The organism is Nonomuraea sp. IBHARD001 (assembly GCF_056106265.1).
Genome location: NZ_JBWBBW010000002.1, coordinates 7040089 through 7065762, shown reverse-complemented (window position 1 = coordinate 7065762; position 25674 = coordinate 7040089). Strand labels below are relative to the sequence as shown.

The window sequence follows — 25674 nt, the reverse complement described above, 5'->3', positions numbered from 1 at the left end:
ACACTTGCAGAGTGCCGATCGGCGCAAGGGGCTATAGCGCAGCTGGTAGCGCACCTCCATGGCATGGAGGGGGTCAGGAGTTCGAATCTCCTTAGCTCCACCGCATTCCAAGGGCCGCTTTCCGTAATGGAAAGTGGCCTTTTCGGTTGGTCGGGCCGCCCGTCTTGGTGTTTGTCCATTTTGGGTGGGGTTTTTCGCTTTCGTGGGCTTGTTGGGTGGGGTTCGCGGTGACAAGGGGGGCGTGACCTCTCCTTTCGATGCCTTCTTCGGCGACCCATTCCGCGGACTCGGCTCCTGGCCGCCGGCGCGGCCCGGTGTGCAGCGGGTGGACGTCGGCAAGCTGCTCAGCCGGCCCGCCCGTGAGCTCATGGGCAGGGCCATCACCGACGCCGCCGACAGGGGCGCGGCCGATCTCGACGTGCTCGACCTGCTGCGCGCGTCCGCCGCCGACGGGAGCACCAGGGGCCTGCTGGCGGCGGCCGGCGCCGATCCCGACCTCGTCGTCGAGCAGATCGGCAGGCTCGTCGGCCAGGGCGCTCCCGGCGAGCCGCCCAGCACGCTCTCGCCTTCGGCCAAGCGTGCGGTGCTCGACGCCCAGCGCATCTCGCGTGCGCTCGGCGCCTCCTACATCGGCCCCGAGCACCTGCTGCTCGCCTTGGCCGCCAATCCTGACTCCAGTGCCGCCAGGCTGCTCGCCGCCCAGGGCGTGTCGGCCAACGAACTGCAGGACGCGGTGCTCGGCCAGCCGCAGGGCACGCGCAAGGGCGAGCCGGGCGGCACGCCGCACGCGGAGCTGCCCACGCTCGACGAGTACGGCAGGGACCTCACCGAAGAGGCGAGGCAGGGCAGGCTGGACCCGGTCGTCGGCCGTGAGGACGAGATCGAGCAGGCCATCGAGGTCCTGTCGCGCCGCAGGAAGAACAACCCGGTGCTCATCGGCGAGCCGGGCGTCGGCAAGACCGCGATCGTCGAGGGCATCGCCCAGCGCATCGTCAACGGCCAGGTGCCCGACACGCTCAAGGGCAAGCGCGTGGTCGCGCTCGACCTGACCGGCATGGTCGCGGGCTCGAAGTACCGAGGCGAGTTCGAGGAGCGGATCAAGAAGGTCATCGACGAGATCCGCGAGCACAGCGACGAACTGGTCGTCTTCATCGACGAGGTGCACACGCTGGTCGGCGCGGGCGCGGTGGAGGGCGGCATGGACGCCGCCAACATCCTCAAGCCCGCCCTGGCCAGAGGCGAGCTGCACGTCGTGGCCGCCACCACGATCGACGAGTACCGCAAGAACATCGAGAAGGACGCCGCGCTCGAACGCCGCTTCCAGCCGATCCTGGTGCCCGAGCCGTCGGTCGAGGACACGATCACCATCCTGGCCGGGCTGCGCGACTCCTACGAGGCGCACCACCAGGTGAAGATCACCGACGACGCCATCGACGCCGCGGCCACCATGTCCGACCGCTACGTCGCCGACAGGTTCCTGCCCGACAAGGCGATCGACCTCATGGACCAGTCGGCCGCCAGGGTACGGCTGCGCAGCCGTACCCCGGGTGAGGGCGTGCGGGTGCTGGAGGAGCGGCTCGAAGGGCTGCACCGGGACAAGGACGCGGCCGTCGCCGACGAGGACTTCGACCGGGCCAAGGAGCTGACCGCCGAGATCGAGGCGCTCAGGCCGGAGATCGAGGACGCCAGGCACGGCCACGACGACGTGCCGCAGGTGACGGCGACCGACATCGCCGAGGTCGTCTCGCGCCGCACCGGCATCCCGCTCGCCCAGCTGACCGAGGCCGAGCGCGACCGGCTGCTGCGCCTGGAGGAGCACCTGCACGAACGCGTGATCGGCCAGGACGAGGCGGTCACCGCCATCGCCGAGGCCGTACGCAGGTCCAGGGCCGGACTGTCGGACCCGAACCGGCCGATCGGCAGCTTCCTGTTCCTCGGGCCGACGGGTGTCGGCAAGACCGAGCTGGCCAGGGCGCTGGCGGCGTACCTGTTCGGCGGTGAGGATCACATGATCCGCATCGACATGAGCGAGTTCCAGGAGCGCCACTCGGTCAGCCGCCTGGTCGGGGCGCCTCCCGGCTACGTGGGCTACGAGGAGGCGGGCCAGCTCACCGAGGCCGTGCGCAGGCACCCGCATGCCGTGGTGCTGTTCGACGAGATCGAGAAGGCGCACCCGGACGTCATGAACATCCTGCTGCAACTGCTCGACGACGGCAGGCTGACCGACGGGCAGGGCCGTACGGTCGACTTCAGCAACACGGTCGTGGTGATGACCAGCAACATCGGCGCGCAGCTGATCCTGTCGGGCGAGGCGAGCGAGGAGGAGCTGATGAGCCTGCTGCAGGGCACGCTCAGGCCCGAGCTCCTCAACCGGATCGACGAGATCATCATCTTCCGCCGCCTGGAGAAGGAGCAGCTGCGGCAGATCGTCGACCTGCTGCTGGACAAGACGCGCCAGCGGCTCAAGGGCCAGGACATCGAGCTCGAGGTGTCGGACGCGGCCAAGGACTGGCTGGCGGCCAAGGGCTTCCAGCCGGAGTTCGGGGCCAGGCCGCTGCGCCGTACGGTGCAGCGGGAGCTGGACAACAGGCTCTCGCGGATGGTGCTCAACGGCGACGTCGTCGAGGGCGGCTCGGTGAAGGTGGACGCCGAGGACGGGGGACTGCTGATCACGCCTGCCTGAACTACATTCGGTTCATGGCTGAGAACCTCATCTTCAGGCTGCCCCCCACCTTCGAGACCGTCGAGGAGGAGCGCAGGCACCGCAAGGAACGGCTGGCGGCGGCGCTGCGCGTCTTCGGCAAGCTCGGCTTCGAGGAAGGGGTCGCGGGACACATCACCGCCCGCGACCCCGAGCTCACCGACCACTTCTGGGTCAATCCGTTCGGCATGTCGTTCAAGCACATCAAGGTCAGCGACCTGCTCCTGGTCGACCACCAGGGCCAGGTGGTCGAGGGGCGCTACCACGTCAACGAGGCCGCCTTCGCCATCCACTCCCAGGTGCACCAGGCCAGGCCCGGCGTGGTGGCGGCGGCGCACTCGCACTCGGTGTACGGCAGGGCGCTGTCGGCGCTCGGCCAGCTCCTTGAGCCGATCACCCAGGACGCCTGCGCCTTCTACCAGGACCACACGCTGTTCGACGACTACACCGGCGTGGTGACCGACGTGGAGGAGGGCAAGCGCATCGCCGCCGCGCTCGGCGGCGCCAAGGCGGTCGTGCTGCGCAACCACGGCCTGCTCACGGTCGGCGACACCGTCGACTCGGCGGCCTGGTGGTTCATCACGATGGAGCGCTCGGCCCAGGTCCAGCTGGTGGCCAAGGCGGCGGGCCAGGTCGTGCCGATCGCGCCGGAGAGCGCCGAGCTGACCCACGCCCAGATCGGCAACGAGCTGGTCGGCTGGATCAACTTCCAGCCGCTGCACGACCAGATCATCCGCGAGCAGCCCGACCTGTTCGACTGAACGTGCTGCGGTAGGCCAGCGGCGCCACGCCCACCGCGGCGTGCAGGTGCTGGCGCAGGGAGACGGCCGTGCCGAACCCGGCCCGCCTGGCGATCTGGTCGACGGGCAGCTCGGTCGTCTCCAGCAGGTGCCTGGCGTGCTCGACCCGCTGCGCGGTCAGCCAGCGGGCCGGGCTGAGCCCGGTCTCGTCGCGGAACCTCCTGGTGAAGGTACGCACGCTCATCCTGGCGTGGGTGGCGAGCGCGGTCAGGTCGATCGGCTCCTCCAGGCGCGAGAGCATCCACTCGCGGGTCGGCCCGGTGCTCACGCCCGACTCGGCGGGCAGCGGGCGCTCGATGTACTGGGCCTGGCCGCCGTCGCGCCACGGCGGCATCACGCACCTGCGTGCCACCTGGTTGGCCACGGCGCTGCCGTGGTCGCGCCTGATGACGTGCAGGCACAGGTCGAGCCCGGCCGCCACTCCCGCCGAGGTCAGCACGTCGCCGTCGTCGACGAACAGCACGCCGGGGTCCAGCCGTACCCGGGGGAAGAACGCGGCGAAGGCGTCGGTGTCGCGCCAGTGCGTGGTCGCGGGCCTGTCGTCGAGCAGTCCGGCCGCGGCCAGGACGAACGCGCCCGTGCAGATCGACATCGTGCGCGCGTGTCCCTGCAGGGCCTCGCGCAACTCCTCGTCGATCGTGCCCTCCTCCAGCGCGCTGCCGCCGTGCACGCCGGGCACCAGCACCGTGTCGGCCGTGGCCAGCACCGACAGGTCGTGCTCGGGCAGCACGCTGTATCCGGCGTCCGAGCGCACCGGTAGCCCGCCGGGCGAGCACGTCACGATCTCGTACAGCGGTGCGCCCGACGGTGTGCGCGCTCCCCGGAACACCTGTCCGGGCACGCCCAGGTCGAGCGTGGCGAAGTGGGGAAGCGCGACGACGGCGATGCGATGCGGAGCCATGGCCGGATTCTTTCACATATTGGCTATCCGGCCACTTCCGTAGGTGTCGGCGGCCCGGCGAGGATGGCCGCCATGACACTGACCACCTCCCGGCGGCGCACCCTGCACCGGGCCTGGCTGGTGGCCGCCGTGGCGTTCGTCGCCATACTCGGAGCCGCCGGATTCCGCGCCACGCCCGGCGTGCTCATCGAGCCGCTGCAGGCCGAGTTCGGCTGGAGCACCGGCACCATCTCCCTCGCCGTCTCGGTCAACCTCGTTCTGTACGGCCTGACCGCGCCGTTCGCCGCCGCGCTGATGGACAGGTTCGGCATGCGGCGCGTGGTGGCGCTCGCGCTGGTGCTGGTGGCGCTCGGCAGCGGCCTGACGGTGTTCATGGGGGCCTCCTGGCAGCTCGTGCTCTGCTGGGGCGTGCTGGTCGGGCTCGGCACCGGGTCGATGGCGCTGGTGTTCGTGGCCACGGTGACCGACAGGTGGTTCACCAGGCACAGGGGAGTCGTCACCGGTGTGCTCACCGCGGCGGGCGCGACCGGCCAGCTCGTCTTCCTGCCGCTGCTGGCCCATCTGGCGGGCGAGAGCGGCTGGCGCGTCGCCTCGCTCAGCGTGGCCGGAGCCGCGCTGCTCGTGGTGCCGCTGGTGTGGGTGTTCCTGCGCGACCGGCCAGAGGACGTCGGCGTGCACGCGCTCGGCGCCGACGGGCCCAGGCCGGTCGTGCCCGTCACCCGGAACGCGGCCAAGCACGCGCTCGTCGTGTTGCGGGACGCCGCCAGGACCAGGCCGTTCTGGTACCTCTCCATCGGGTTCGCCATCTGCGGCGCCAGTACCAACGGCCTGGTCGGCACCCACTTCATCCCCGCCGCGCACGACCACGGCATGCCGCAGGGCACGGCCGCCGGGCTGCTCGCCCTCGTCGGGATCTTCGACGTCGTCGGCACCGTGGCCTCCGGCTGGCTCAGCGACCGGATGAACCCGAAGGTGCTGCTCGGCGTCTACTACGCGTTGCGCGGGCTGTCGCTGATGGTGCTGCCCGGACTGTTCGCGGCGACGACCGAGCCGAGCATGCTGCTGTTCGTCGTCTTCTACGGCCTGGACTGGGTGGCCACCGTGCCGCCGACGGTGGCGCTGTGCCGCAGGATCTACGGGGCGTCCGGCTCGGTGGTCTTCGGCTGGGTGTTCGCCTCGCACCAGCTCGGCGCGGCTGTGGCCGCCGTCGGGGCCGGTCTGACCCGCGACCACCTGGGCGCATACGACCTCGCCTGGTACGCCGCCGGGGCCCTGTGCCTCCTGGCCGCAGGGCTGTCGCTGGCCATCGGGCATGCTGGAGGGGATGAACGAGACTGAGCCCATGGTCCTGCCCCTAGTCGTCAGGATCGAACGAGCGACCCCACCCGAACGCACCGACGCCATGGAGGCGGCGGCCAAGGCCGTGCTGAGCCTGCTCGACGACCCGGGGGAGTGGGCCGAGGAGATCGCGATCTGGCAGGGCAGGAGCCGCATCCGCAAGGTCGTACGCCGGGCGCGAGGCGCCGAGTGGCAGCGCGTGCTCGCCCTGCCCGGCCGTACGATCGAGCACCGCAGCGCCGAGGTGCGCGTGCATCCGCCCGTGCCGCTCGACGACTGGCCGAAGGACCTGTCCAGGCTGCAGGTGTCGGGCACCGAGCTGACCGACCCGCGGGAGCCCGGCCCCGCCGAACCGCCGGTGTTGTGGGCCAATCCCGAGGTGGAGATGACGGCGGGCAAGGCCATGGCGCAGGCCGGGCATGCCGCGCAGCTCGCCTGGTGGGCGCTCGGCGACGACGCCAGGGCCGCGTGGCGCGCCCGCGGGTTCGAGGTGGCGGTGCGCACGGCGTCGAAGGAGAGGTTCGCCGACCTGGTGGCCAAGGGGCTGCCGGTGGTGCGCGACGCCGGGTTCACCGAGATCGAGCCCGGCTCGTGCACCTTCGTCGCGCAGACGCCCTGGTTCTAGATCTCTGGACTCTCAGACCCTGATGAGGTCCGCGTACACGTGGGCTTTCAGACCCTGATGAGGTCCGCGTACACGTGGGCTCTCAGAATCCTGATGAGGTCCGCGTACACATGGGCTCTCAGACCCTGATCAGGTCCGCGTACACGCCGCCTTCGGGGGTCAGGCGGTAGGGGCCGGGGCTGTCGTAGACGACCATCAGGCGGCCGTCGCCGACCACGGCCAGACCCTCCGGGTGGTCGCAGTCCTCGCCGTAGGGCAGGTCGGCGATCGGCTCGAGCTCGACGGCCGGGATGACGGCCGGGCCCGCGTGTGTGCCCGGCCTGCGCCAGCGCACCACGCGCACGGGGCCGTCCAGGCTCATGCTCGGCCCGGTGAGCAGCAGCAGGTCCTCGCCCACCGGGCACAGGTCGCGCACGCCGAGCCCGCCGAGGTCGAGGAAGTGGGTGAGGTAGGGGCGTTCGAGGCGGAGCTTGTGCGGGTCGCGCGGGTCGGTGCGCGGCACGATCTCCAGCACCACGGCCCAGCCCCGCAGCACGGGACCGCGCAGGCCGAGATAGATCCGGTCGCCGATCGCGGCGACGCCCTCGATGTCGAGCCCGTTGTCCTTGCCGGGCAGCGCCAGGAACGGCGCCAGGTGCGGGTCGTCTCGCATGAGGTCGGCCAGGTTGCGGCCGGGTCCCGCGAGGATGGCCGCGGTCCGGTCGCCCACCTGCTTGGCCGGGGCGTTGGTCGCGGGGTCGAGCGGGAGCCGTACCAGGGTGAATCTGTTCTCCTCGCGGACGACGGTGGCCAGGCGTCGTCTGGCCTTGACCGGGTCGGGGGACTTGATGCGCTTGCGCTTGAGGCTGTGCGAGCCGATCGCCCACAGCCAGCCGTCGGCGCGGGCCAGGCCCTCGATGTCGGCCTCCTCGTCGCGGCCCGCGGGCAGGTCGACGTAGTCGGCCAGGTGGAAGGTGTGCTGGCCGTCGAACCTGCCGCCCATGAAGCGCAGGCGTTCGATCGTCGCGGTCTCGTCGCCCGCCACCCACAGCGTCTCGCCGTCCAGGCGGACAGCGGAGAGGTTGGTGTGTGTTTCGGCCTGCCTGGACGTGCTGTCGAAGCGCAACTCCACCCGCTGTGTCATCTGCCCATGATGGCACTTCCCGCAGTCCGTATACGGAATGGCGCGATATGTCGTACGCTCCCGATCGTGCTTGATGGGGAGGCTGGGACTGAAGGGTCCCAACGGACGATGATCAGGAAGCCGGCCGCCGGTGGCGTTCCCGCAAAGCCGCGGCGTCGCAGGCTCGGCGACCTGCGCATGCGTGACATCTATCGCGGTCTCGCCGTGTTGCTGGCGCTGGCGGTGGTCGCCGTGGCGGCCGCGTTCGTGCTTCCCGGCACCTCGAAGACTCCGGGCGAGGTCGCGCCTGGGCCGGTCGCCGCGCCATCGGCCGAGGGGGCCTCGCCCGGAATCCCCAGCCCGACGCCGCCGCCGACCCCCACGCCCGAGCCGACCCCGGCGGCCAGCGCCAGTGCCAGCGCGGAGCCGACGCCGAAGCTGTCGGCCATGCAGCAGGTCAGGGCCGACGGCAGGGTCCCCGCCCTTCCGGCCAAGACGGTCAAGCTGAAGACGCTGCCCGGAACGTCGGCCAAGCCCAAGGGCACGGTCAAGGACAAGCGCTCCGGCGTCGCGGTGCCGAGGCTCGGCAAGCCGTGGAAGGCGTTCGGGCCCTCGCCGTTCAAGACCAAGCAGGTCCTGCCGCCGCTGCGCGGTCAGGCGCACCGCGCGATGCTCGTGACCTCCCCCGTGCCGACCGACGTGCAGAAGAACACGCGCTCGACCGCCCTCGTCGCCGCCCGCTGGTCGCTGGGCCACCACCCCGACGGCTCCAAGATCACCTGGGTCGCCTCGCAGCCGATCAAGCACGGCTGGCTGCTGGTGTACCGGGTGAAGTACGGCAAGCGCACCTCGATGGCGGCCCTGGCCGTGCTCAAGCAGCCCAAGGGGCGGCCCGGCATGGTTTTCGCCACGATCCCCGATAGCCAGCGCAAACACTGGCGTGACCTCAACCGTCTGGTTTCCGGATTGAGGCGCATAGGGTAGATCATCGGGATTGGCGCGCATTTCGGGGGAGGAGCGCCGTGGAGCAGCAACGTACTGGTTCGCCGCAGGATCCGGACAAAAAGGATCGACCCAAGCCGTGGCGGGCCGAGGGGCTGCCCGGCGGCTCACCAGGCGGGCGTCCCAAGGTCAACTGGTGGCGCTTCCTGCTGACACTCCTCGTGGTCTATGCCGCCTTCTTCCTCATCTCCTCGTTCTTCGACGAGGGCAAGGTCGAGACGATCGCCTACACCGAGTTCACCAAGCAGGTCACGGCGGGCAACGTCAAGGACGTCTACACCCAGGGCTACTCCATCCAGGGCGACCTCAAGAAGGCGGCCCAGGACCCGGAGAACGACAACCGCAGCTACACCAAGTTCACCACCGAGCGGCCCGCGTTCGCCGAGGACGACATCTACTCGCAGATGGTCGCCAAGGGCGTCGTGGTCACCTCCGAGCCGCTCAGCACCGGCAGCAGGGGCTTCCTGGTCAACCTGCTGCTGTCGCTGCTGCCGGTCGCGATCCTGGCCGGACTCTGGATCTGGATCATGCGCCGGGGAGCCAGCATGATGGGCGGTGGCGGGATCGGCGGCATCGGCAAGTCCAAGGCGGCCAAACCCGTCGAGAGCGACAAGGTACGCGTCAACTTCGACGACGTGGCCGGGATCGACGAGGTCGAGAACGAACTCGTCGAGATCGTCGACTACCTCAAGGAACCGCAGAAGTACCGCAAGCTCGGTGCGAAGCTGCCCAAGGGCGTCCTGCTCGCCGGACCGCCGGGCACCGGCAAGACCCTGCTGGCCAGAGCGGTCGCGGGCGAGGCCAATGTGCCGTTCTTCTCCGCCAGCGCCTCCGAGTTCATCGAGATGATCGTCGGCGTCGGCGCCTCACGCGTACGCGACCTGTTCGAGGAGGCGCGCAAGGTGGCGCCCTCGATCGTGTTCATCGACGAGATCGACGCCATCGGCCGGGCGCGCGGCGGCAGCGGCGGCATCGGCGGGCACGACGAACGCGAGCAGACGCTCAACCAGATCCTCACCGAGATGGACGGCTTCTCCGGCGGCGAAGGCGTCATCGTCATCGCCGCCACCAACCGCCCCGAGATCCTCGACCCCGCCCTGCTGCGCCCCGGCCGCTTCGACCGCACGGTCATGGTCTCCCCGCCCGACGCCGCAGGCCGCAAGGCCATCCTCCAGGTCCACACCAGGGGCGTACCGCTCGGCGACGACGTCTCCCTCGACCAACTCGCCAAGACCTCACCCGGTATGACAGGCGCCGACCTGGCGAACCTGGTCAACGAGTCGGCCCTGCTCGCCGCCAAACGCGGCAAGGACAAGGTCGGCAAGCAGGACTTCCTCGACGCCCTGGAGAAACTCCAGCTCGGTACGGCACGCTCGATCGTGATGCCCGAGGAGGAACGCACCAGGACGGCCTACCACGAGGCAGGCCACGCCCTGCTGGGCATGCTCCAGCCCGGCGCCGACCCCGTACGCAAGATCTCGATCATCCCGCGCGGCCGTGCCCTGGGCGTCACCCTGTCGACACCCGACACCGACCGCTACGCCTACGACGAGACGTACCTGCGCGGGCGCATCATCGGCGCACTCGGCGGGATGGCCGCCGAGCAGGTGATCTACGACGTGATCACCACCGGCGCCGAGAACGACCTGGAACAGGTCACCTCGATCGCCAGAGGCATGGTCGGCCGCTGGGGCATGTCGTCGAGGATCGGCCCGCTCACCATCCTGTCCAACGACGGCTCCCCGCCCGCCGCCGCCCCCGCGACGCTGGCCGCCGTGGACGAGGAGACACGGCGAATCGTGGACGAGTGCTACGAGGTGGCCGTGCGGGTGCTGGGGGAGAACCGCGATCGGCTGGACGCGATCGTCGCGGCACTTCTTGAGCACGAGACGCTGGACGAAGGGGCGGCCTACGCGGCGGCGGGGCTGCCTCGGGGTGTGCGGGCGGCGTTGGAGGGGGGCGTGGGTGAGGGCGGGGCGGTTATTGGGCCCGCACCTAAGCCGGAGCCGTAGGGGTTAGGGGGTGCCCGAGCTGTATTCAGCTCGGGCACCCCCTAACCTCCGGTCCTAACCCTCCGGCCCTCAGCTCCCGGCTCTCACCCTCAGCGCGCGGCCCCACCCCGTACCTCCAAGCCCAGCGCGCAGCTCCACCCTCCGTGCCTCCCAGCCCTGTGCTCACTCCCAGCGCGTAGCCCGGCCTTCCCCCTCAGGGCGTGGCCCCGTACTGTCCCGTGCTCTCCTCTCTCGTTGGTGGATCCTTGGTGCAAAGCTGGCCTGTGCCGGGATATATGCCGATTTGTCCAAGGGGAGGTCTCCTCCGGAAGACAAGTGATCGGGGGAAACGTCGTGACACTCAATGACGAGCTCTTCGCCCAGCTGGGCGACTCCGGCCTGCAGCAGATCGCGGGCCTGCTCGGCACCGACACCACACAGGCCAAGGCGGCGGTGGAGGCGTCGCTCGGCACGATCGTCGGCGGCATGGCCCGCAACTCCGAGAACCCGGACGGCGCCCAGGCCCTGCGTACCGCCCTGGACGACCACGTCGACACCGACCCATTCACCTCGGACGTGTCCACACTCGAACGCGACGGCGAAGGCATCCTCGGCCATGTGCTCGGCGGCCAGGGCACCCAGCAGGCGGCGGCCGGCATCTCGCAGTTCGCCGGACTGAACTCCGCCACCGTCATGAAGCTCCTCGCCGGCCTGGCCCCGATGATCATGTCTCTCCTGGCCAACCGGGCCAACCAGAACGGCATGGACGCGGGAGCCGTGGCCCAGGACGTACGCCAGGAGGAGTCGTCGATCTCGGGCGGCGGCCTCGGCGACCTGCTGGGCGGCCTGCTCGGCGGCATCTTCGGCGGTGCGACCGGCGGCGGCGCCGTACCCGCTCAGCCTGAGAACGCGCGTCAGCCCCAGACCCAGGGCACCTCGAACCCGGACTGGTGACGACCCGCACGGCCTGCCGTGCTCCGGGGCCCGCGGTCATGGGCGCCGGGGCACAGCCATGCGCAGCGGGATCGGCTGTCGGTAAACTACCGGCGTGATCATCCTCGCCTCGGCCTCTCCCGCCCGCCTGTCGCTCCTGCGGAGTGCGGGCCTCGACCCCAAAGTGATCGTCAGCGGCGTCGACGAGGACGCGATCACCGCCGACACCCCCGCCGAGCTGTGCCTCAAACTGGCCAGGGCCAAGGCCGAGGTCGTCGCCGCCGGACTCAAGTCCGAAGGCCTCGTCATCGGCTGCGACTCGGTCCTCGACCTGGACGGCTTCGCGTACGGCAAGCCCGCGACGGCGCTTGAGGCGAAGATGCGCTGGGAGGGCATGCGGGGCCGCACCGGGCACCTGCTGACCGGCCACTGCGTGATCGACCTGGCCACGGGCCGCCAGGTGGCCGCAGCCGCCTCCACGGCCGTACGTTTCGGGCATCCCACGGACGAGGAGATCGCCGCCTACGTCGCCACGGGGGAGCCGCTGCGGGTGGCCGGGGGTTTCACCCTCGACGGGTTCGGCGGCTGGTTCGTCGATGCCATCGAAGGCGACCACGGGAACGTTCTGGGCATCTCGCTTCCCCTGCTGCGCAATCTGTTCGCCGATCTCGGCTTCGCGGTGACGTCCTTCTGGCGCTAGCCTGCCGGGCATGCGATCTGTGCGCGATCTCTTCACCGGCGCGGGCTTCTTCTTCCAAGGCCTCGGCTGGGTGGCCAGACACCCCAAATGGTGGCTGTTCGGGCTGATCCCTGCGCTGATCTCGTTCGCGCTGTACGTCGGGGCCCTGGTGTACCTCGGCAACCAGGCCTTCGACATAGCCGACTTCCTCACGCCGTTCGCCGACGACTGGAGCAACGGCTGGCGAGACGCCTTCCGCTGGCTGATCGCCGCGCTCGTCTTCGTCGGCGGCCTGGCCCTGACGGTGGTCACGTTCACCGCGTTGACCCTGGCGATCGGCGAGCCGTTCTACGAGAAGCTCTCGGCCACGGTGGACGACCTGCCCGAAGCGGACGAACAGCCCTGGTGGCGGACGCTGCCTCGGTCGATCCGGGACAGCCTGGTGACCCTGGCGTACGTTCTGATGTTCACGATTCCGCTGTTCGTGATGGGGTTCATCCCCGTGATCGGGCAGACGGTTGTACCGGTGCTCGGGGCGGCTGTGTCCGGGTTCTTCCTCACGGTGGAGCTGACGACGATCGCCATGGAGCGCCGCGGGTTGTCGCGCAAGGCGCGGTTCGCGGTGCTTCGGGGGAATCGTGCACCGGCGATTGGGTTCGGGGTTGTGGTGTTCTTGCTGTTCCTCGTGCCGTTCGTGGCGGTGGTCGCGATGCCGGCGGCTGTGGCGGGGGCGGCGCTGCTGGTGCGGCATCGGTTGGTGGGGGGTGGGGAGGCGCTGGGGAGGTAGCGGAGGCTGGTGGCTTGCATGGAGGTGCTGGGGAGGTAGCGGAGGCTCGCGGCTTTCTGGAGGCGTTGGGGAGGTAGCGCAGGCTCGCGGCTTTCGAGGAGGTACGGGTCCGGCCTGAGGAGTGCCGCAGTCGTTGGTGGTGCGGCACGAGGGGGAGCCCCTCAGGAGATGACACCATCACTGCCGGAAACCAGCCTCGCGCATCTCGCGCATCTCGCGCATCTCGCGCATCTCGCGCATCTCGCGCATCTCGCGCATCTCGCGCATCTCGCGCATCTCGCGCATCTCGCGCATCTCGCGCCCTCACGCTTCCATACCCCAAGACCCACCCGTCTCGCGCCCATGTCACCACTCTCACGCCCGCCCCACCTTGCCCCCACCCGCCTCCCACCCGCCCCATCCACACCTCGCCCATCACCCCACTCACCCATCCCCAGAACCACGCTCGCCCGATTTCTCCCCCCACGCCGCCCGCCATCCTCCCTACCCATGACGCCGAACGCCCCCACCCCCTGCATGACCCTCTCCAGCCCGGCCGACATCCTCGGCGCAGTGCCGTACCTCGTCGGGTTCCACCCGGCCGACAGCCTCGTGGTGATCGGCCTGAACGGCCCCAGCCTCCAGGTGACCGCACGCTGGGACCTCCCCCTCCTGTCGGGCGCGCTGGCGGCCCTCGACGGCGTGTTCGAGCGGGAGAAGGTGACCCAGCTGATCGCCGTCGGCTACGGTCCGCTCGACGGGGTCACCTCGGCCCTGGACGAGGTACGAGCGGTGGCGACGCGCACCGGGGTCGTCCTCAGCGAGCTGCTCAGGGCACACGAAGGCCACTACTGGTCCTACGTGTGCGCCGATCACCGCTGCTGCCCACCCGGCGGCACCCCGTACAACCAGGAGTCCAGCCCGATCGCGGCCCTGGCCACCGTGCACGGTCTGGTCGCACTGCCGGACAGGGAGTCGCTGGAGCGCACGATCGCCTCCGTCGAAGGCCCCGTACGCGTGGCGATGCGCAGGGCCACCGCGCAGGCCGCCGCGAACCTGCGGGAGCTCCTCGCGGCGACCACGACCGAGGAGGAGCTCGACGAGGTCGTACGCGCTCTCATCGAGGACGGCTGTGCCCGCATTCGTGACGCCGTCGCGGCTTCGGCGGCCGGAATACGCCTCAACGATGCCGAAGCCGCTCGTCTCGGGCTCGATCTGACGTTGATCCGGCTACGCGACGAGGCCTGGGCGTTGATCACCGAGGACACGCAGCAGGCGCACATCGCCCTGTGGCGCGACCTCACGCGAAGGCTGGAGCCGCGTTACGTGCCGGGAGCGGCATGCCTGCTGGCGGTGTCGGCCTGGCGTTCCGGCGACTGTGTGCTCGCCTCGATCGCCCTCGAACGCGCCCTGGCCGTGGACCCCGACTACTCGATGGCCAATCTGCTGACCCACGCGCTGCGCCATCTCCTGCCGCCCAAGCTGCTGCGCGAGCGCATGCCGAGTCCGGGCGAGCTGGACCGTCAGATGGGGCCGCCCAGGGCCACCTGGCTCCTGCCGTTGCTCACCCATCTCAACGCCGCCGAAGCGCCGGACGGCACACCCTGAGAAGAACAAAGGCGCTCACGCCCACCGGAGAAGAATCAGAGGAAAACGAGATCATCCTTCTTCGCGTTTACGCCTCTCGTTGTATGCGCGCATTCGGGGCGGATATCCCGTGAGCTGCACGTCATAGACGGGCAACGCCAGTCCCTGGGCAACCTTGCGGATCACCGCAGGGGAGCCCACCCTGCGCCGAGTCCATTCGCCGTCATCGGCCACCGCGACAGCCGTCGTGTCCGTCGCGAACGTCTCAGGCTCGACATAGAACTCAACGCCCCTGCGCGACTTGGCAAAGGCAATGAGCGCCTCGATGTCCTCATCGGTGGCATCACGGTCGAATTTTGCGACCTTGGGGCCGCGCAGGCGCCTCAGTCCGTAGCGGTCACGCCATCTCATGCTTCCTTTTTATACCGTTACTTGGCCTGCTGTGTCGGGGCTGAACCTCCGGGACACCTCGGGGTTTCTCCCGATGGTCCTCCGCGCCGGTTTGCACGAGCATGGATGAGATCGCCGCTCTACTGAAAAGGATGGCCTCATGGCAGGGGGAACTTCGCCGACGCCGACACCGTCGTGGCCCGGCGCCCAGGTCACGCACGCGCAGCTCCGCGTCTCCAACGAGGACCGCGAACACGTGGTGGAGCACATCAAGGGGGCCTACGCGGCAGGACGCTTCGACAAGTACGACTTCGACAACCGCCTCCACCGCGCCATGACCGCCACCACACACGCCGAGCTTTCCCCCATCATGACCGAGCTGTACGGCGTGCGGTCGCACCGGCAGGGGCCGCCTCCGGTCGTCTGGCAGTCGACCGACGGTGCGCCTTCGACCGGATGGCGGCGTTCGGGGGACGCCACCCAGATGCCGGCCTCGCGCGACGGAGCCGACAGGTTCGGCGCCGCCGCGGCGCATCTGCTGCCGTTCGCCGGGCTCGTCATCCTGGGCCCGTTGATCATGCTCCTCACAGGAGGCAAGACCTCTCCGTACATCCGGGCCCACGCCATCGAGGCGCTCAACTTCCACCTCACCGTGCTGGGCGCCACGGTCCTGCTTCCCTTCACGATCGTCGGCGTCGTCCTGTTGCCGGTGATCTGGGTGGCGGCGTTCGTCCTGGCCATCGTCGGCGGCCTGGCGGCTCTCGGCGAGGGCGGGTTCCGATATCCGATGACGCTTCGGTTGATCAAATAGCGTCCAGCGGTTCGGCGGATCGTCCGCGCGCGACGATTCGTCCGACGCGGTACTCACCGAACAGACCGAAGGCCCAAGCGGGAAGGTGTCAAAGAACTGCGCCCCACAGAATGACCTCCGCTGTGCTTTGCCCTTCTCTCACAGCAGTCGAGTCTCTCGCGACAGCCGAGCGATATGAGCATGCGTGGCCAACCCGAAATTGCCCCGGTAGGGTGCCGATTGACCGCGGGAACGACTGCGACAAGTACCACCGGCTGGTACGCGAATCGCGAACCAGCCATCGCGAACCAACTATCGCGGGCCAACCAACGCGGGCCAAGCGCTGAATCAACGATGTCCGGGAGGCGCTTCAGCGAGACGGTTCAGCCGAGCTGTCGTGTGATCGTCGGGTCCGTGATCGACGTGTCGTCGGCCAGGAGGAACGCCTTCGAAAGGATCACCGACAGCGGCCCCCCGTCGTCCTCGAACGGCAGGAACACCGATCCCGTCTCGCGCCCGCTCACCCGGCCGATGCACAGGTACACGTCGTTGGGCTCCATCAGGATGTTCGCCGACCCCAGATGGATCTTGTACGTCCGCAGGTCGCCTCGGACACGAAGGAATCTGCCGGTCAGCTCCACCCGGGAGGCGATCTTCAGCTTCGGCAGCAGCCTCGCCAGCACCTCGCGCCGGGTCGTGGCCGTCTCGGTCAGTTCGCCGAAGCCCTGGGAGCGCCAGTATTCGTCGTAGCCGATCGGCGCCTGGTCGTCGCGGGCGACCGAGGCCACGCCCACGGCGAGATCGGCCTCGCGGAAAATCTCCGACAGCACCAGCGGCGGCAGATCGGCCATCGACGCCGGTTGCCCGTCACGGTGGAAGGTGATGCCCTCGGTGGCGCACAGCATGGTGATCTCATCCCCGGGGGCGGAAGCGATGTGCATGCCCCACCGGGCCTGCCAGCCCGCCAGGTCGCGTACCACCTCGCCTTCGCCGCCGCCGCTGTCGAAGCCCCAGTGGCCGATCGACCGGCCGGACCAGCCGCGCTGGCCCAGCAGGGTCCGGGCCTGGCCGTAGCGAAGGATGTGACCGGCGAAACGGCTGGAGAACGTGCCGGTCCGTTCCTCGGCGGGGGTCAGCAGGTAGAGCTCGCGGAAGGCCTGCTTGAACGGCTGGCGTACACCGCTCTCAAGGAGACGGTCGCGCCACGCCGCCACCTCATCGGCGGTCGCGTGGATCGGGTGCCACAGGCCTGCCACCGCGTCGGGGGCGGGGCGGTGGCCGTCCAGTTCCCAGCCGTCGGAGGTCTTGACCGGCAGGGCCGCCGGGCCGTCGGCGATCTGCCAGACCAGGGCGCGGGCGTACGGGCCGGTGACGGGATGGTCGAGGAAGTACTCGGTCACCTCGCGCCAGGGCCACGTCCGTTCGTGGACGAGCGCCTGCTCCAAGCGGGCACGTTCGGCCGCCTGGGCCAGCTTGAGCTCCTTGAGGAGGGATCGCAGATCGGACAACTCCGCGCGCAGCTCCTTCGGCAGCGACTTGACGCTCTTGCCGGAGGCGTTCACATAGCGCAAGGCGGGCACGTCGGCGCACAATCTGACCCGGTACTCGCCGATCCTCTGCTCGTGAACGCCGTCGGCGTCCAGGCCGAAGGTGGGTACCGTCCGATCGAGCAGTTGCTCGCGGGTCAGGCCGTTCTCGTCGGCCACCGCGTCGAGGGCGAGGCTCAGATTTCGCTGTACGGACCTCGCGCGTACCTTCGCCTGGATCCTGGAGAGGGGGACGATCACGTCGAGGCCACCCCTGCGGGCCAGGACGCCGACGGCGGCGTTGGTGACGGGTTCGCAGCGGCACGTGGAGCCCATGCCGTTGCTGCCGGTGCCACAGGTCATCGCGACGTCGGTGACGAGCGAGGTCACCCAGCGCTCGTCGATGACCTGGCACGTCCACAGGATGCCGCGCACCACGACGATGGTGTCCTCCTTGAGGAAGACCTTGTCCCTCCACTCGGCGGCGTCCTGGCGGACGACCCACTCTCCGCCCCGGTAGGCCACCAGCCGCGTGAGCAGCTCGCGGACCAGGGCGATCGCGTCGGGCGTGAGCATGCGTGTGGCGTTCCGCAGCCACCGGGCGCTGGGTCTGGTCGAGCGGGCGGTGTTCCAGTGGCGAAACAGCGGGAGTACCTCGACCAGGCGCGTGCCGTACTCCTCGGCCAGCAGGCGGGCGAAGTGATCGGTGTCCCCGATCTCGGTACGGATCACCCCGGCCGGGCCGTGCTCGGCGGGTTCGGTGAGCAGTTCGGTCGCCTGCTCGGCCAGGAGTGCCCGCGCGTCCTTGAGCCACGGTTCCGACATCAGCCAGCGCAGCAGCTCCCGGCGCCGCTGGTAGTCGAACCGGCGGGCCGCCGCGAGCGGAATCCGGAACAGCTCCTCGTAGCGGGTGTGTGCCTGCCGTACCCAGTAGCTCGCCTGGTACATGAGGTGGTGCGCTTCCCGGTAGGTGAATTCGATGTCGCGCTCGGCCACCGACCGGACCACACGCAGCACCCGCTCGTCGTAGTCGTGACCGCCTTCCGGGCCCAGCCAGAGTTTCGTCTGGGCGTATGTGCCGTAGATGCGCCAGTCGACGTCGGGGGCGGGGTCGAGTCCCTGTTCGAGGAGCTCGTCGAACCGCTGGTAGGCGGTCCTCGTGTCCGGGTCCAGGTAGTCCCATCCACCCGCTGACGTCATCACACGGCTCCACTCATGATCGCAAGCATTGAGTGATCATGAGTATCAGTCGGAACTGACAGATTTCGGGCTGTTGGGTCTCCTGGGCTCGGCTCCATGAGGGCCGCCTTGCCGCTTGTTCGGTTGATGCCGGGGGCGTTGTGTGGGAGCTGCTGGGGCCTGTTCGAGTGGGCTGCAGAATGCGCAGGTCCTCGGGTGATTCCTCGCTCGGCCTGCGGTGCGGACACGGTGCTGAGGCTGCGGCCTGCCGCAGGTGTTGGGTGTGCCTGATGGCGCTTCGGCGGTGTGGGGCGCATCCCCGCTGCTGCCGGTCGGCGTTCAGCCTTGGGTGAGTGAGGCTTGCGGCTTCGGGCTTGTGTCGGGCTTTGCCGCTGGCCGGCTTGTCGGCTCGCGTCGTTCGGGCGAGCTCGCTGCTGTGGCTGAGAGCTCGCCCGAACTGTCACAGGCCGCCTTCGCCGCTTCGCGACACCGTTGGAGGTGTTGGCCGCGTACTCCTGTTCGTCCACGGGCCTGCCGAGGGGGCTGTGCGGGTTCGAGGCGCGGGCGGTGTGGCCCCGGCGAGGCATGTGAGAGAGGTGAGGCCGTACGTGTGCCCTGCGTGTGCTGGGCGGTAGGGCGAGGCGTTGGGCGGTGGCGACTAGCGGGCCAGGACCTCGTACTTGACGTTCATCACGCCGGCGTCGGTGTCGCCGATGGCGGAGAAGGCGGCCTTGGAGAGGTCGAGGCATCGGCCGCCTACGAAGGGGCCGCGGTCGTTGATGCGCACGGTGATCGCGTCGCCTGTGGAGGGGTTTGTCACGCGTACCTTGCTGCCCAGCGGGAGGGTCTTGTGGGCCGCGGTCAGCGCCGACGGGTTGAAGCGCTCGCCGCTGGCGGTCATCTGGGGCTCCCAGTAGAAGGAGGCGCCGCATCGGCCGCTGGAGAGTACGCGGGGCTGGGGCTTGGCCTGCTTCTTCGGCTCGGTCTTGGCCTTGGACGGCTCGGGCGTCGCCTTGGTCGTGGCCGGGGCGCTGTCGCTGGGCTTGAGGGGCGACGGGGTGGCGTCCGGGCTGGTCGTCGACGTGGTGTCGGCGGAGGGGGTGACGCTGGGGGAGGCGGGAGCGTTCTGGGGCGGGGCGAGGCCGACTGCGGCGGTGGCCGGGGACTCCTCGCCGTTCGCCACGGCGATCCAGGTGGTGGCCGATGCGGCTACCACGACTGCGGCTCCGGCCGCGATGGTGGCCCAGCGGCGTTTGCCCGATGCGGTGAGCGTGTTCAGACGGGAGGCGCCGTCCTGCTTGGCGGACGGCTTCATGGAGTGCTGGCCCAAGGGGAACCACGGTCCTAGATCGGGGACAGGGCATGGGAGGGCCGGACGGGCGGTGGAGGTGATGGGGGAGCGCGTCGGCCGATCCCGAGCAGGGCAAGGGGTGCCCCACGGTGCGCTTGAACATATGCGACATACGGGCAGTAAAGACAACTTAAGCGCACATACCGTGACACATCTCACTTTGGTCATCCCGGCCATGCGAACACCGAGCGTACGCGCTCGATCACCCACGTATCGCCAAAACGGCCCAGCCTGCCCGCCCAGCCCTCACACCCCCACAGACCCGGCCCTGCCCTGCCCCGCCGCCTGTGGCTTCGCCTGTGGCTTCGCCTGTGGCTTCGCCTGTGGCTTCGCCTGTGGCTTCGCCTGTGGCTTCGCCTGTGGCTTCGCCTGTGGCTTCGCCTGTGGCTTCGCCTGTGGCTTCGCCTGTGGCTTCGCCTGTGGCTTCGCCTGTGGCTTCGCCTGTGGCTTCGCCTGTGGCTTCGCCTGTGGCTTCGCCTGTGGCTTCGCCTGTGGCTTCGCCTGTGGCTTCGCCTGTGGCTTCGCCTGTGGCTTCGCCTGTGGCTTCGCCTGTGGCTTCGCCTGTGGCTTCGCCTGTGGCTTCGCCTGTGGCTTCGCCTGTGGCTTCGCCTGTGGCTTCGCCTGTGGCTTCGCCTGTGGCTTCGCCTGTGGCTTCGCCTGTGGCTTCGCCTGTGGCTTCGCCTGTGGCTTCGCCTGTGGCTTCGCCTGTGGCTTCGCCTGTGGCTTCGCCTGTGGCTTCGCCTGTGGCTTCGCCTGTGGCTTCGCCTGTGGCTTCGCCTGTGGCTTCGCCTGTGGCTTCGCCTGTGGCTTCGCCTGTGGCTTCGCCCAGTTGGCGGGGGTGTGGGGGTGTGGGGGATGTTGCGGTGGGGGCGGAGTCGGCTTGAGGGGCGTCGAGCGGTGGGGCCCGGCCCCGTGCTCACGGGGGAGCGTGAGGGGGCTTGCCGTAAAGGAAGGGGGACGCGGAGAGAGTACGCCCGGGCGGGGGGTGAATGTGTTGCGCGGGCCGGCTGTGGTGGTGAGGGGCGGAAGGTGTCGGTGTGGGGGACCGTTCCGCAGGGCGGGTTAGAGGAGAAGGGAGCGGACTGTTTGTACGGTGTCGGCCTGGGTGGGGGTTTTGTCGGGGCGGTAGCGGAGGACGCGGGCGAAGCGGAGGGCCATGCCGCCGGGGTAGCGAGGGGAGCGTTGTACGCCGTCGAAGGCGATCTCGACGACCAGTTCGGGGCGCACGGTGACGGTCCAGCCGTCGGTGGGGCCGTCGGCGAGTTCGAGGAAGCGTTCGGTCTGCCAGGCGAGCAGCTCGTCGGTCAGCCCCTTGAACGTCTTGCCGAGCATCACGAACCCCCCGTACTCCGGATCGCGAGCGCCGAGATGAAGGTTGGACAGCTTGCCCTCGCGCCGGCCGTGCCCCCATTCGGCGGCGAGTACGACCAGGTCGAGCGTGTGGCGAGGCTTCACCTTGATCCACCCGGCGCCACGCCTGCCCGCCGCGTAGGGCGAGGCGAGCGACTTGACCACCACACCCTCATGGCCGAGCCGGAGCACATCGGCGAAGAACGCGGCTCCCGCCTCGGCGTCGTCGGTCACCAGGCGAGGGGTCAGCAGGTCGGCGGGAACGGCGGCGGCCAAGGCCTCATGCCGGGAGGAGTACGGCAGGTCGAGCAGATCGGTGCCGTCCACCCGCAAGGCATCGAAGAAGTACGCGCTGAGCGGCGTGCTCTCACGCAGCGCCGCGACATCGATCTTGCTGGTGACCCGCGACACCGTCACCTGGAACGGCTCGGGCCTCCCGTCCCCCCGCAACGCGATCACCTCACCGTCCAGCACAAGATCGCTGGAACGTACGGCGAGCACGGCCTCGACCAGCTCGGGGACCTGGGCGGTGATGTCGTCGAGCGTGCGCGTGAACACCCTGACCTCGGAGCCGGACCGGTGCACCTGAACCCGCACGCCGTCGAGCTTCCACTCCAGCGCCGCCGGTCCGCCGATCTTCTCCAGCGCGGCGGCGATCGAGGGCGCGCTGCCCGCGAGCATCGGCGAGACCGCCCTGCCCACCTCCAGCTTGAACGCCCGCAACGCCTCCACCCCGCCCGCCAGCGCCGCGGCCCCCACGGCGGGCAGCCACCCCCGCAACGTCAGCGCTCGCCGTACGTCGGCGGACGGCGCACCCGACGCCTTCGCGATCGCCTCGATCATCACACCGTCGAGGGCGCCTTGGCGGAGTTCGCCGCTGAGCAGCTTGATGAGGAAGCTCTGCTCCTGGCTGGTCGCGGCGGCGAACAGCTCGGTGACCAGGGCCTTGCGGGCAGCCTGGGACCCGGCGCCGGACACGGCCTTGATACGGCTGAGCAGGGCGTCGATGTCGGTGAGCGTGGCGGTTGCCATGAGTTTGGGCTGCGGCAGGTCCTGCAGGGTGCGCCAGCCGACGCCGATCTGACGCTGAGGCAGCTCGCCGGAGAGGTAGGCGATGGCGATCTCGGCTTCGGACGCGCTCACACGGCCGAGCAACTCGGCCAGATGGCCGACCTTGCCCAGCCGGGCGGACGTCCTCGCCACGGCTTCGGAGACGCGAGCCACGTCGATCAGCAACACACCGCTATCGTGCCCTACCGGACTGACAAAGTCGCGGGTCGGGGGCCTGGTAGGGCGGTGTTTCGCCGTATTTGGGGGAGGGGGTGAGGGCGGTGGGCCGACTCACCCCCTGGGGGCGTCAGTTCACGCCGAGGAGGTCAACGACGAAGATGAGCGTCTCGCCGGGCTTGATGGCCGCGCCGGCACCCCTGTTGCCGTAGCCGAGGTGCGGCGGGATGACCAGCTTGCGCCGGCCGCCGACCTTCATACCGGCCACGCCCTGGTCCCAGCCGGCGATGACGCGCCCGCCGCCGAGCGGGAACTGGAAGGCCGAGCCGCGGTTCCACGAGGCGTCGAACTCCTCGCCGGTCGAGAACGAGACGCCGACGTAGTGCACGCTGACGTTGTGTCCCGACTTGGCCTCGGGGCCGTCCCCGACGACGATGTCGACGATCTCCAGGTCGGCGGGCGGGTTGCCCTCCGGGAAGTCGATTTCCGGCTTCTCGAGTGCCACAGGTGCTCCTGATCCGTGAAAACAGTTGGACCGCACGACTCTACGCGCCCCCACCGTCACCACGCCGCACACCCACCCCTGACCTCCACACAATCCTGACCGGCACCCCCTGCTATGTACGGCACGGCGAGCCTCGCGGGTTCTCATGCGATCGGTCCGGAGCTCCTGGTTCACGGAGCCCAGCCCCGTCTACCAGCTCTGATGCAACGGCATTCCCTCCGTGTACCCCGAGGAGCTCTGCACCCCCACCACGGCCCGCTCGAAGAACTCCTCCAGGCTCGCCGCCCCCGCATACGTGCAGGACGACCGGAGCCCGGCCACGATCGCGTCGATCTGGTCCTCCACGCTCGGCCGCTGCGGATCCAGGTACATGCGCGACGTCGAGATGCCCTCCTCGAACAGCGACTTGCGGGCGCGTTCGAAGGCGGTGTCCTCGGCCGTGCGGAGGCGTACGGCTCGGGCGGAGGCCATGCCGAAGTTCTCCTTGTACTTGCGGCCGTCGGCGGCGGTGCGGGTGTCGCCCGGCGACTCGTACGTGCCCGCGAACCACGAGCCGATCATCACATTGGCCGCGCCGGCCGCAAGCGCGAGGGCGACGTCGCGTGGATGGCGTACTCCTCCGTCGGCCCACACGTGGCGGCCGAGACGGCGGGCCTCGGCCGAGCACTCCAGTACGGCGGAGAACTGCGGACGGCCCACGCCGGTCATCATGCGTGTGGTGCACATGGCGCCCGGCCCGACGCCCACCTTGACGATGTCCGCCCCGGCTTCGACGAGGTCGGCGACCCCACCGGCGGTGACGACGTTCCCGGCGGCGACGGGCACGGCGGGGTCGAGCTCCCGTACGGCACGCAGGGCGGAGATCATCTTCTCCTGATGGCCGTGCGCGGTGTCGACGACGAGACAGTCGATCCCGGCGTCGAGCAGCTCCTTGGCCTTGGCCGCGACGTCCCCGTTGACCCCGACGGCGGCGGCGACGCGCAGGCGGCCGGAGGCGTCGAGCGCGGGCTGGTACAGCGTGGCGCGCAACGCGCCGGTCCGGGTGAGAATGCCGACGAGGCGGCCTTCGCCGTCGACGATGGGCGCCAGGCGGTGCCGGCCCTCGTGCAGCCTGTCGAAGGCGACCCGGGGGTCGAGCCCGGCGGGCAGGGTGAGAAGTTCGCTGGACATGACCTGGTCGAGCTGGGTGAACATGTCGACGCCGTGGCAGTCGGCTTCGGTGACCACACCGATGGGCCTGTTGTCCCAGTCGACGACGATGACGGCGCCGTGTGCCCGCTTGGGCAGCAGGTTGAGCGCCTCGCCGACGGTGTCGTGCGGCGTGAGGGTGAGCGGCGTGTCGTGGACGAGATCGCGCTTCTTGACCCAGTCGACGACATCGGCGACCACGTCGAGCGGTATGTCCTGCGGGATGACCGTGATGCCGCCGCGCCTGGCGACGGTCTCGGCCATCCGGCGTCCGGCGACGGCCGTCATGTTGGCGACGACGAGCGGAATCGTGGTGCCGGTCCCGTCGCCGGTCGACAGGTCCACACCGAGCCTGGAGCCGATCGAGGAGCGCGAAGGCACCATGAACACGTCGCTGTATGTCAGGTCATAGGACGGCTGCAGGCCGTTGAGGAACTTCACGTATGCCCACCTTATGTGGTGTCTGGTCAAGAGTGAGCGTTCCCCCCTTCGTGTGCGCTTATGATCCGGGGGCGAGGGAAAACGGGGTGGAGGGGTCAGATGGAGATCGTCGAACGGCAGGAAGCGCTGGTGGTGGGCTTCGCCGTACGGACCACCAATGCCGACGAGCTGGACCAGACCCGGGCGGCGTTGCCGGGGTTGTGGCAGCGTGCGGGTGCGCCGGGGGCGTTCGCGCACGTGCCCGGACGGGTGGACGAGTTGCTGTACGCGGTGCTGACCGACTACGAGAGCGATCACCACGGGGCCTACACCCAGATCGTGGGCGTCGCGGTGCGCACGGTGCCGAGGCTGCCCGAAGGCATGGTCGCGGTACGGGTGCCGGGCGGGCGGGCGTTGCGGGTGGAGGCGCGCGGACCGATGCCGGGCGCGATCGTCGAGGCGTGGCAGCAGGTGTGGAAGCACACCGAGTCAGGCGGCACACCGCCCCGCGCGTTCACCACCGACCTGGAGGTGCACCACCCGGGCGGCGCCGACCTGTACATCGCGGTCTAGCCGCGGCACGGCCGTACGCGACGAGCGGCAGGGCTGTGACGGGGAGGGCGGCGCCGCCCGAGGCCCAGAAGCCTGAGGCCCAGAAGACGGCCAGCACTGTCAGGGCGCCCAGCAGGAGCGACGTCACCTTGTGCCCGGTGGCGTGCGCGTGCTGCCGCTCGGCCTGCTGGCGTTCGTCGAGGAGGTGGATCGGCAGGGTGGTGGCGCCGCGGGTGGCGATCGTGAGGAGCCCGGCGATCGGCAGCCCGGCGAGCACGGTGAGCGCCAGGACGGTCAGGTAGACGTCGCGGGCCAGGTCGCCGGGCGCCTGGACGACGATGACCACGAGCCCGGTCCACAGCAGGGCGAGCACGAGGGCTCCGGCCACGACGATCCGGCGGCGTCCGGGCCGGGTGGCGACGAGGCCGCCGGTGCGCTGCGCGGCCGGCTCCAGACGGGCCTGCCGCCCGTGCCGATAGTCGGTCATCTCCACACTCCGTTCGTCGAAGCCGCGTTCATCCCGCTGCGCCGATCCTGGGGAAGGGGTGCAGGGAGAACACCACCTCCACCGGCACCTCGAAGTACTCCGCGATCCTGAGCGCCAGGAACAGGCTGGGGCTGTATTCGCCGCGCTCCAGGTAGCCCACGGTCTGGTAGTGCACGCCCAGGGCCAGCGCCAGGTCCTTGCGGGAGATCCCGCGCTCGGCGCGCAGCATGGGAATGCGGTTGTGGACGATTTCCGGCGACATGCTGCGACCTCACGTTTTCCAG

The 25674-nt window shown here is 69.8% G+C and carries 22 protein-coding genes and 1 tRNA gene; 13 read left to right on the top strand and 10 right to left on the bottom strand.

All coding sequences use genetic code 11. From position 1 onward, the window contains the following. Window positions 1-27 precede the first annotated feature (27 nt). The 3 genes from ACTWNK_RS33735 to ACTWNK_RS33725 all read left to right on the top strand — a co-directional run bounded on the left by ACTWNK_RS33735 (window position 28) and on the right by ACTWNK_RS33725 (window position 3462). A tRNA-Ala gene (locus tag ACTWNK_RS33735) sits at window positions 28-100 on the top strand. A gap of 141 nt (window positions 101-241) precedes the next feature. Next, a complete protein-coding gene (locus ACTWNK_RS33730) occupies window positions 242-2683 on the top strand; it encodes an ATP-dependent Clp protease ATP-binding subunit (protein WP_474308960.1) in 2442 nt (813 codons plus the stop codon). A 14-nt stretch (window positions 2684-2697) separates the two neighbouring features. Further along, window positions 2698-3462 (top strand): class II aldolase/adducin family protein, encoded by a 765-nt coding sequence (locus ACTWNK_RS33725; RefSeq protein ID WP_474308959.1) that lies wholly within the window; start codon window positions 2698-2700, stop codon window positions 3460-3462. Here ACTWNK_RS33725 and ACTWNK_RS33720 read toward each other — a convergent pair. After that, entirely contained in the window at window positions 3431-4402 is a 972-nt protein-coding gene (locus tag ACTWNK_RS33720; protein ID WP_474308958.1) for a GlxA family transcriptional regulator, read from the bottom strand. The genes ACTWNK_RS33725 and ACTWNK_RS33720 overlap by 32 nt on opposite strands. A gap of 72 nt (window positions 4403-4474) precedes the next feature. On the opposite strand from ACTWNK_RS33720, the gene ACTWNK_RS33715 reads away from it, so the two are divergent. Together ACTWNK_RS33715 and ACTWNK_RS33710 are read left to right on the top strand one after the other, a co-directional pair. Continuing rightward, a complete protein-coding gene (locus ACTWNK_RS33715) occupies window positions 4475-5740 on the top strand; it encodes an MFS transporter (protein WP_474308957.1) in 1266 nt (421 codons plus the stop codon). Then, window positions 5727-6365: a peptidyl-tRNA hydrolase gene (locus tag ACTWNK_RS33710; RefSeq protein ID WP_474308956.1), complete on the top strand. Its 639-nt coding sequence runs from the start codon at window positions 5727-5729 to the stop codon at window positions 6363-6365. Before ACTWNK_RS33715 ends, ACTWNK_RS33710 begins: the two co-directional genes overlap by 14 nt. 118 nt (window positions 6366-6483) lie before the next feature. Here ACTWNK_RS33710 and ACTWNK_RS33705 read toward each other — a convergent pair whose 3' ends face one another. Continuing rightward, a complete protein-coding gene (locus ACTWNK_RS33705) occupies window positions 6484-7488 on the bottom strand; it encodes a DUF3616 domain-containing protein (protein ID WP_474308955.1) in 1005 nt (334 codons plus the stop codon). 108 nt (window positions 7489-7596) lie between these two features. On the opposite strand from ACTWNK_RS33705, the gene ACTWNK_RS33700 reads away from it, so the two are divergent. From ACTWNK_RS33700 to ACTWNK_RS33675, 6 genes are all read left to right on the top strand, one after another. After that, entirely contained in the window at window positions 7597-8451 is an 855-nt protein-coding gene (locus ACTWNK_RS33700; protein ID WP_474308954.1) for a hypothetical protein, read from the top strand. Window positions 8452-8489: 38 nt separating this feature from the next. Beyond that, a complete protein-coding gene (ftsH, locus tag ACTWNK_RS33695) occupies window positions 8490-10481 on the top strand; it encodes an ATP-dependent zinc metalloprotease FtsH (protein WP_474308953.1) in 1992 nt (663 codons plus the stop codon). A gap of 333 nt (window positions 10482-10814) precedes the next feature. Then, window positions 10815-11414 (top strand): DUF937 domain-containing protein, encoded by a 600-nt coding sequence (locus ACTWNK_RS33690; protein WP_474308952.1) that lies wholly within the window; start codon window positions 10815-10817, stop codon window positions 11412-11414. Between the two features lie 94 nt (window positions 11415-11508). Next, window positions 11509-12093, top strand: coding sequence for a Maf family protein (locus ACTWNK_RS33685; protein WP_474308951.1), 585 nt, complete (start codon window positions 11509-11511; stop codon window positions 12091-12093). A 10-nt stretch (window positions 12094-12103) separates the two neighbouring features. Beyond that, window positions 12104-12859: an EI24 domain-containing protein gene (locus ACTWNK_RS33680; protein ID WP_474308950.1), complete on the top strand. Its 756-nt coding sequence runs from the start codon at window positions 12104-12106 to the stop codon at window positions 12857-12859. Window positions 12860-13348: 489 nt separating this feature from the next. Next, on the top strand, window positions 13349-14446 hold the full coding sequence (locus tag ACTWNK_RS33675) for a DUF4192 domain-containing protein (RefSeq protein ID WP_474308949.1): 1098 nt from the start codon (window positions 13349-13351) through the stop codon (window positions 14444-14446). Between the two features lie 51 nt (window positions 14447-14497). Here the strand turns inward: ACTWNK_RS33675 and ACTWNK_RS33670 are convergent, their stop codons facing one another. Next, complete coding sequence (locus ACTWNK_RS33670) at window positions 14498-14836, bottom strand: hypothetical protein (protein WP_474308948.1); 339 nt, start codon at window positions 14834-14836, stop codon at window positions 14498-14500. A gap of 139 nt (window positions 14837-14975) precedes the next feature. Here ACTWNK_RS33670 and ACTWNK_RS33665 point away from each other — a divergent pair, with 139 nt between their 5' ends. Beyond that, window positions 14976-15626 carry a magnetosome magnetite crystal formation protein family gene (locus ACTWNK_RS33665; RefSeq protein WP_474308947.1) on the top strand — a complete coding sequence of 217 codons (651 nt, stop codon included), beginning with the start codon at window positions 14976-14978 and terminating at the stop codon, window positions 15624-15626. A gap of 362 nt (window positions 15627-15988) precedes the next feature. Here the strand turns inward: ACTWNK_RS33665 and ACTWNK_RS33660 are convergent, their stop codons facing one another. From ACTWNK_RS33660 to ACTWNK_RS33640, 5 genes are all read right to left on the bottom strand, one after another. Beyond that, window positions 15989-18331, bottom strand: a complete 2343-nt coding sequence (locus ACTWNK_RS33660) for a DUF4132 domain-containing protein (RefSeq protein ID WP_474308946.1) — start codon at window positions 18329-18331, stop codon at window positions 15989-15991. A gap of 637 nt (window positions 18332-18968) precedes the next feature. Continuing rightward, on the bottom strand, window positions 18969-19625 hold the full coding sequence (locus tag ACTWNK_RS33655) for a septal ring lytic transglycosylase RlpA family protein (RefSeq protein ID WP_474308945.1): 657 nt from the start codon (window positions 19623-19625) through the stop codon (window positions 18969-18971). 1098 nt (window positions 19626-20723) lie between these two features. After that, window positions 20724-22250, bottom strand: a complete 1527-nt coding sequence (locus tag ACTWNK_RS33650; protein WP_474308944.1) for an ATP-dependent DNA ligase — start codon at window positions 22248-22250, stop codon at window positions 20724-20726. Window positions 22251-22368: 118 nt separating this feature from the next. After that, a complete protein-coding gene (locus ACTWNK_RS33645) occupies window positions 22369-22743 on the bottom strand; it encodes an FKBP-type peptidyl-prolyl cis-trans isomerase (RefSeq protein ID WP_474308943.1) in 375 nt (124 codons plus the stop codon). A gap of 189 nt (window positions 22744-22932) precedes the next feature. Next, window positions 22933-24372 (bottom strand): GuaB1 family IMP dehydrogenase-related protein, encoded by a 1440-nt coding sequence (locus ACTWNK_RS33640; RefSeq protein WP_474308942.1) that lies wholly within the window; start codon window positions 24370-24372, stop codon window positions 22933-22935. Between the two features lie 99 nt (window positions 24373-24471). Here ACTWNK_RS33640 and ACTWNK_RS33635 point away from each other — a divergent pair, with 99 nt between their 5' ends. Beyond that, window positions 24472-24924, top strand: a complete 453-nt coding sequence (locus ACTWNK_RS33635; protein WP_474308941.1) for a GyrI-like domain-containing protein — start codon at window positions 24472-24474, stop codon at window positions 24922-24924. Here ACTWNK_RS33635 and ACTWNK_RS33630 read toward each other — a convergent pair. Beyond that, window positions 24866-25390, bottom strand: coding sequence for a hypothetical protein (locus ACTWNK_RS33630; protein ID WP_474308940.1), 525 nt, complete (start codon window positions 25388-25390; stop codon window positions 24866-24868). The two genes, ACTWNK_RS33635 and ACTWNK_RS33630, sit on opposite strands and share 59 nt — an antisense overlap. Before the next feature lie 28 nt (window positions 25391-25418). After that, window positions 25419-25652 (bottom strand): helix-turn-helix transcriptional regulator, encoded by a 234-nt coding sequence (locus tag ACTWNK_RS33625; RefSeq protein WP_474308939.1) that lies wholly within the window; start codon window positions 25650-25652, stop codon window positions 25419-25421. Window positions 25653-25674: the final 22 nt, after the last annotated feature.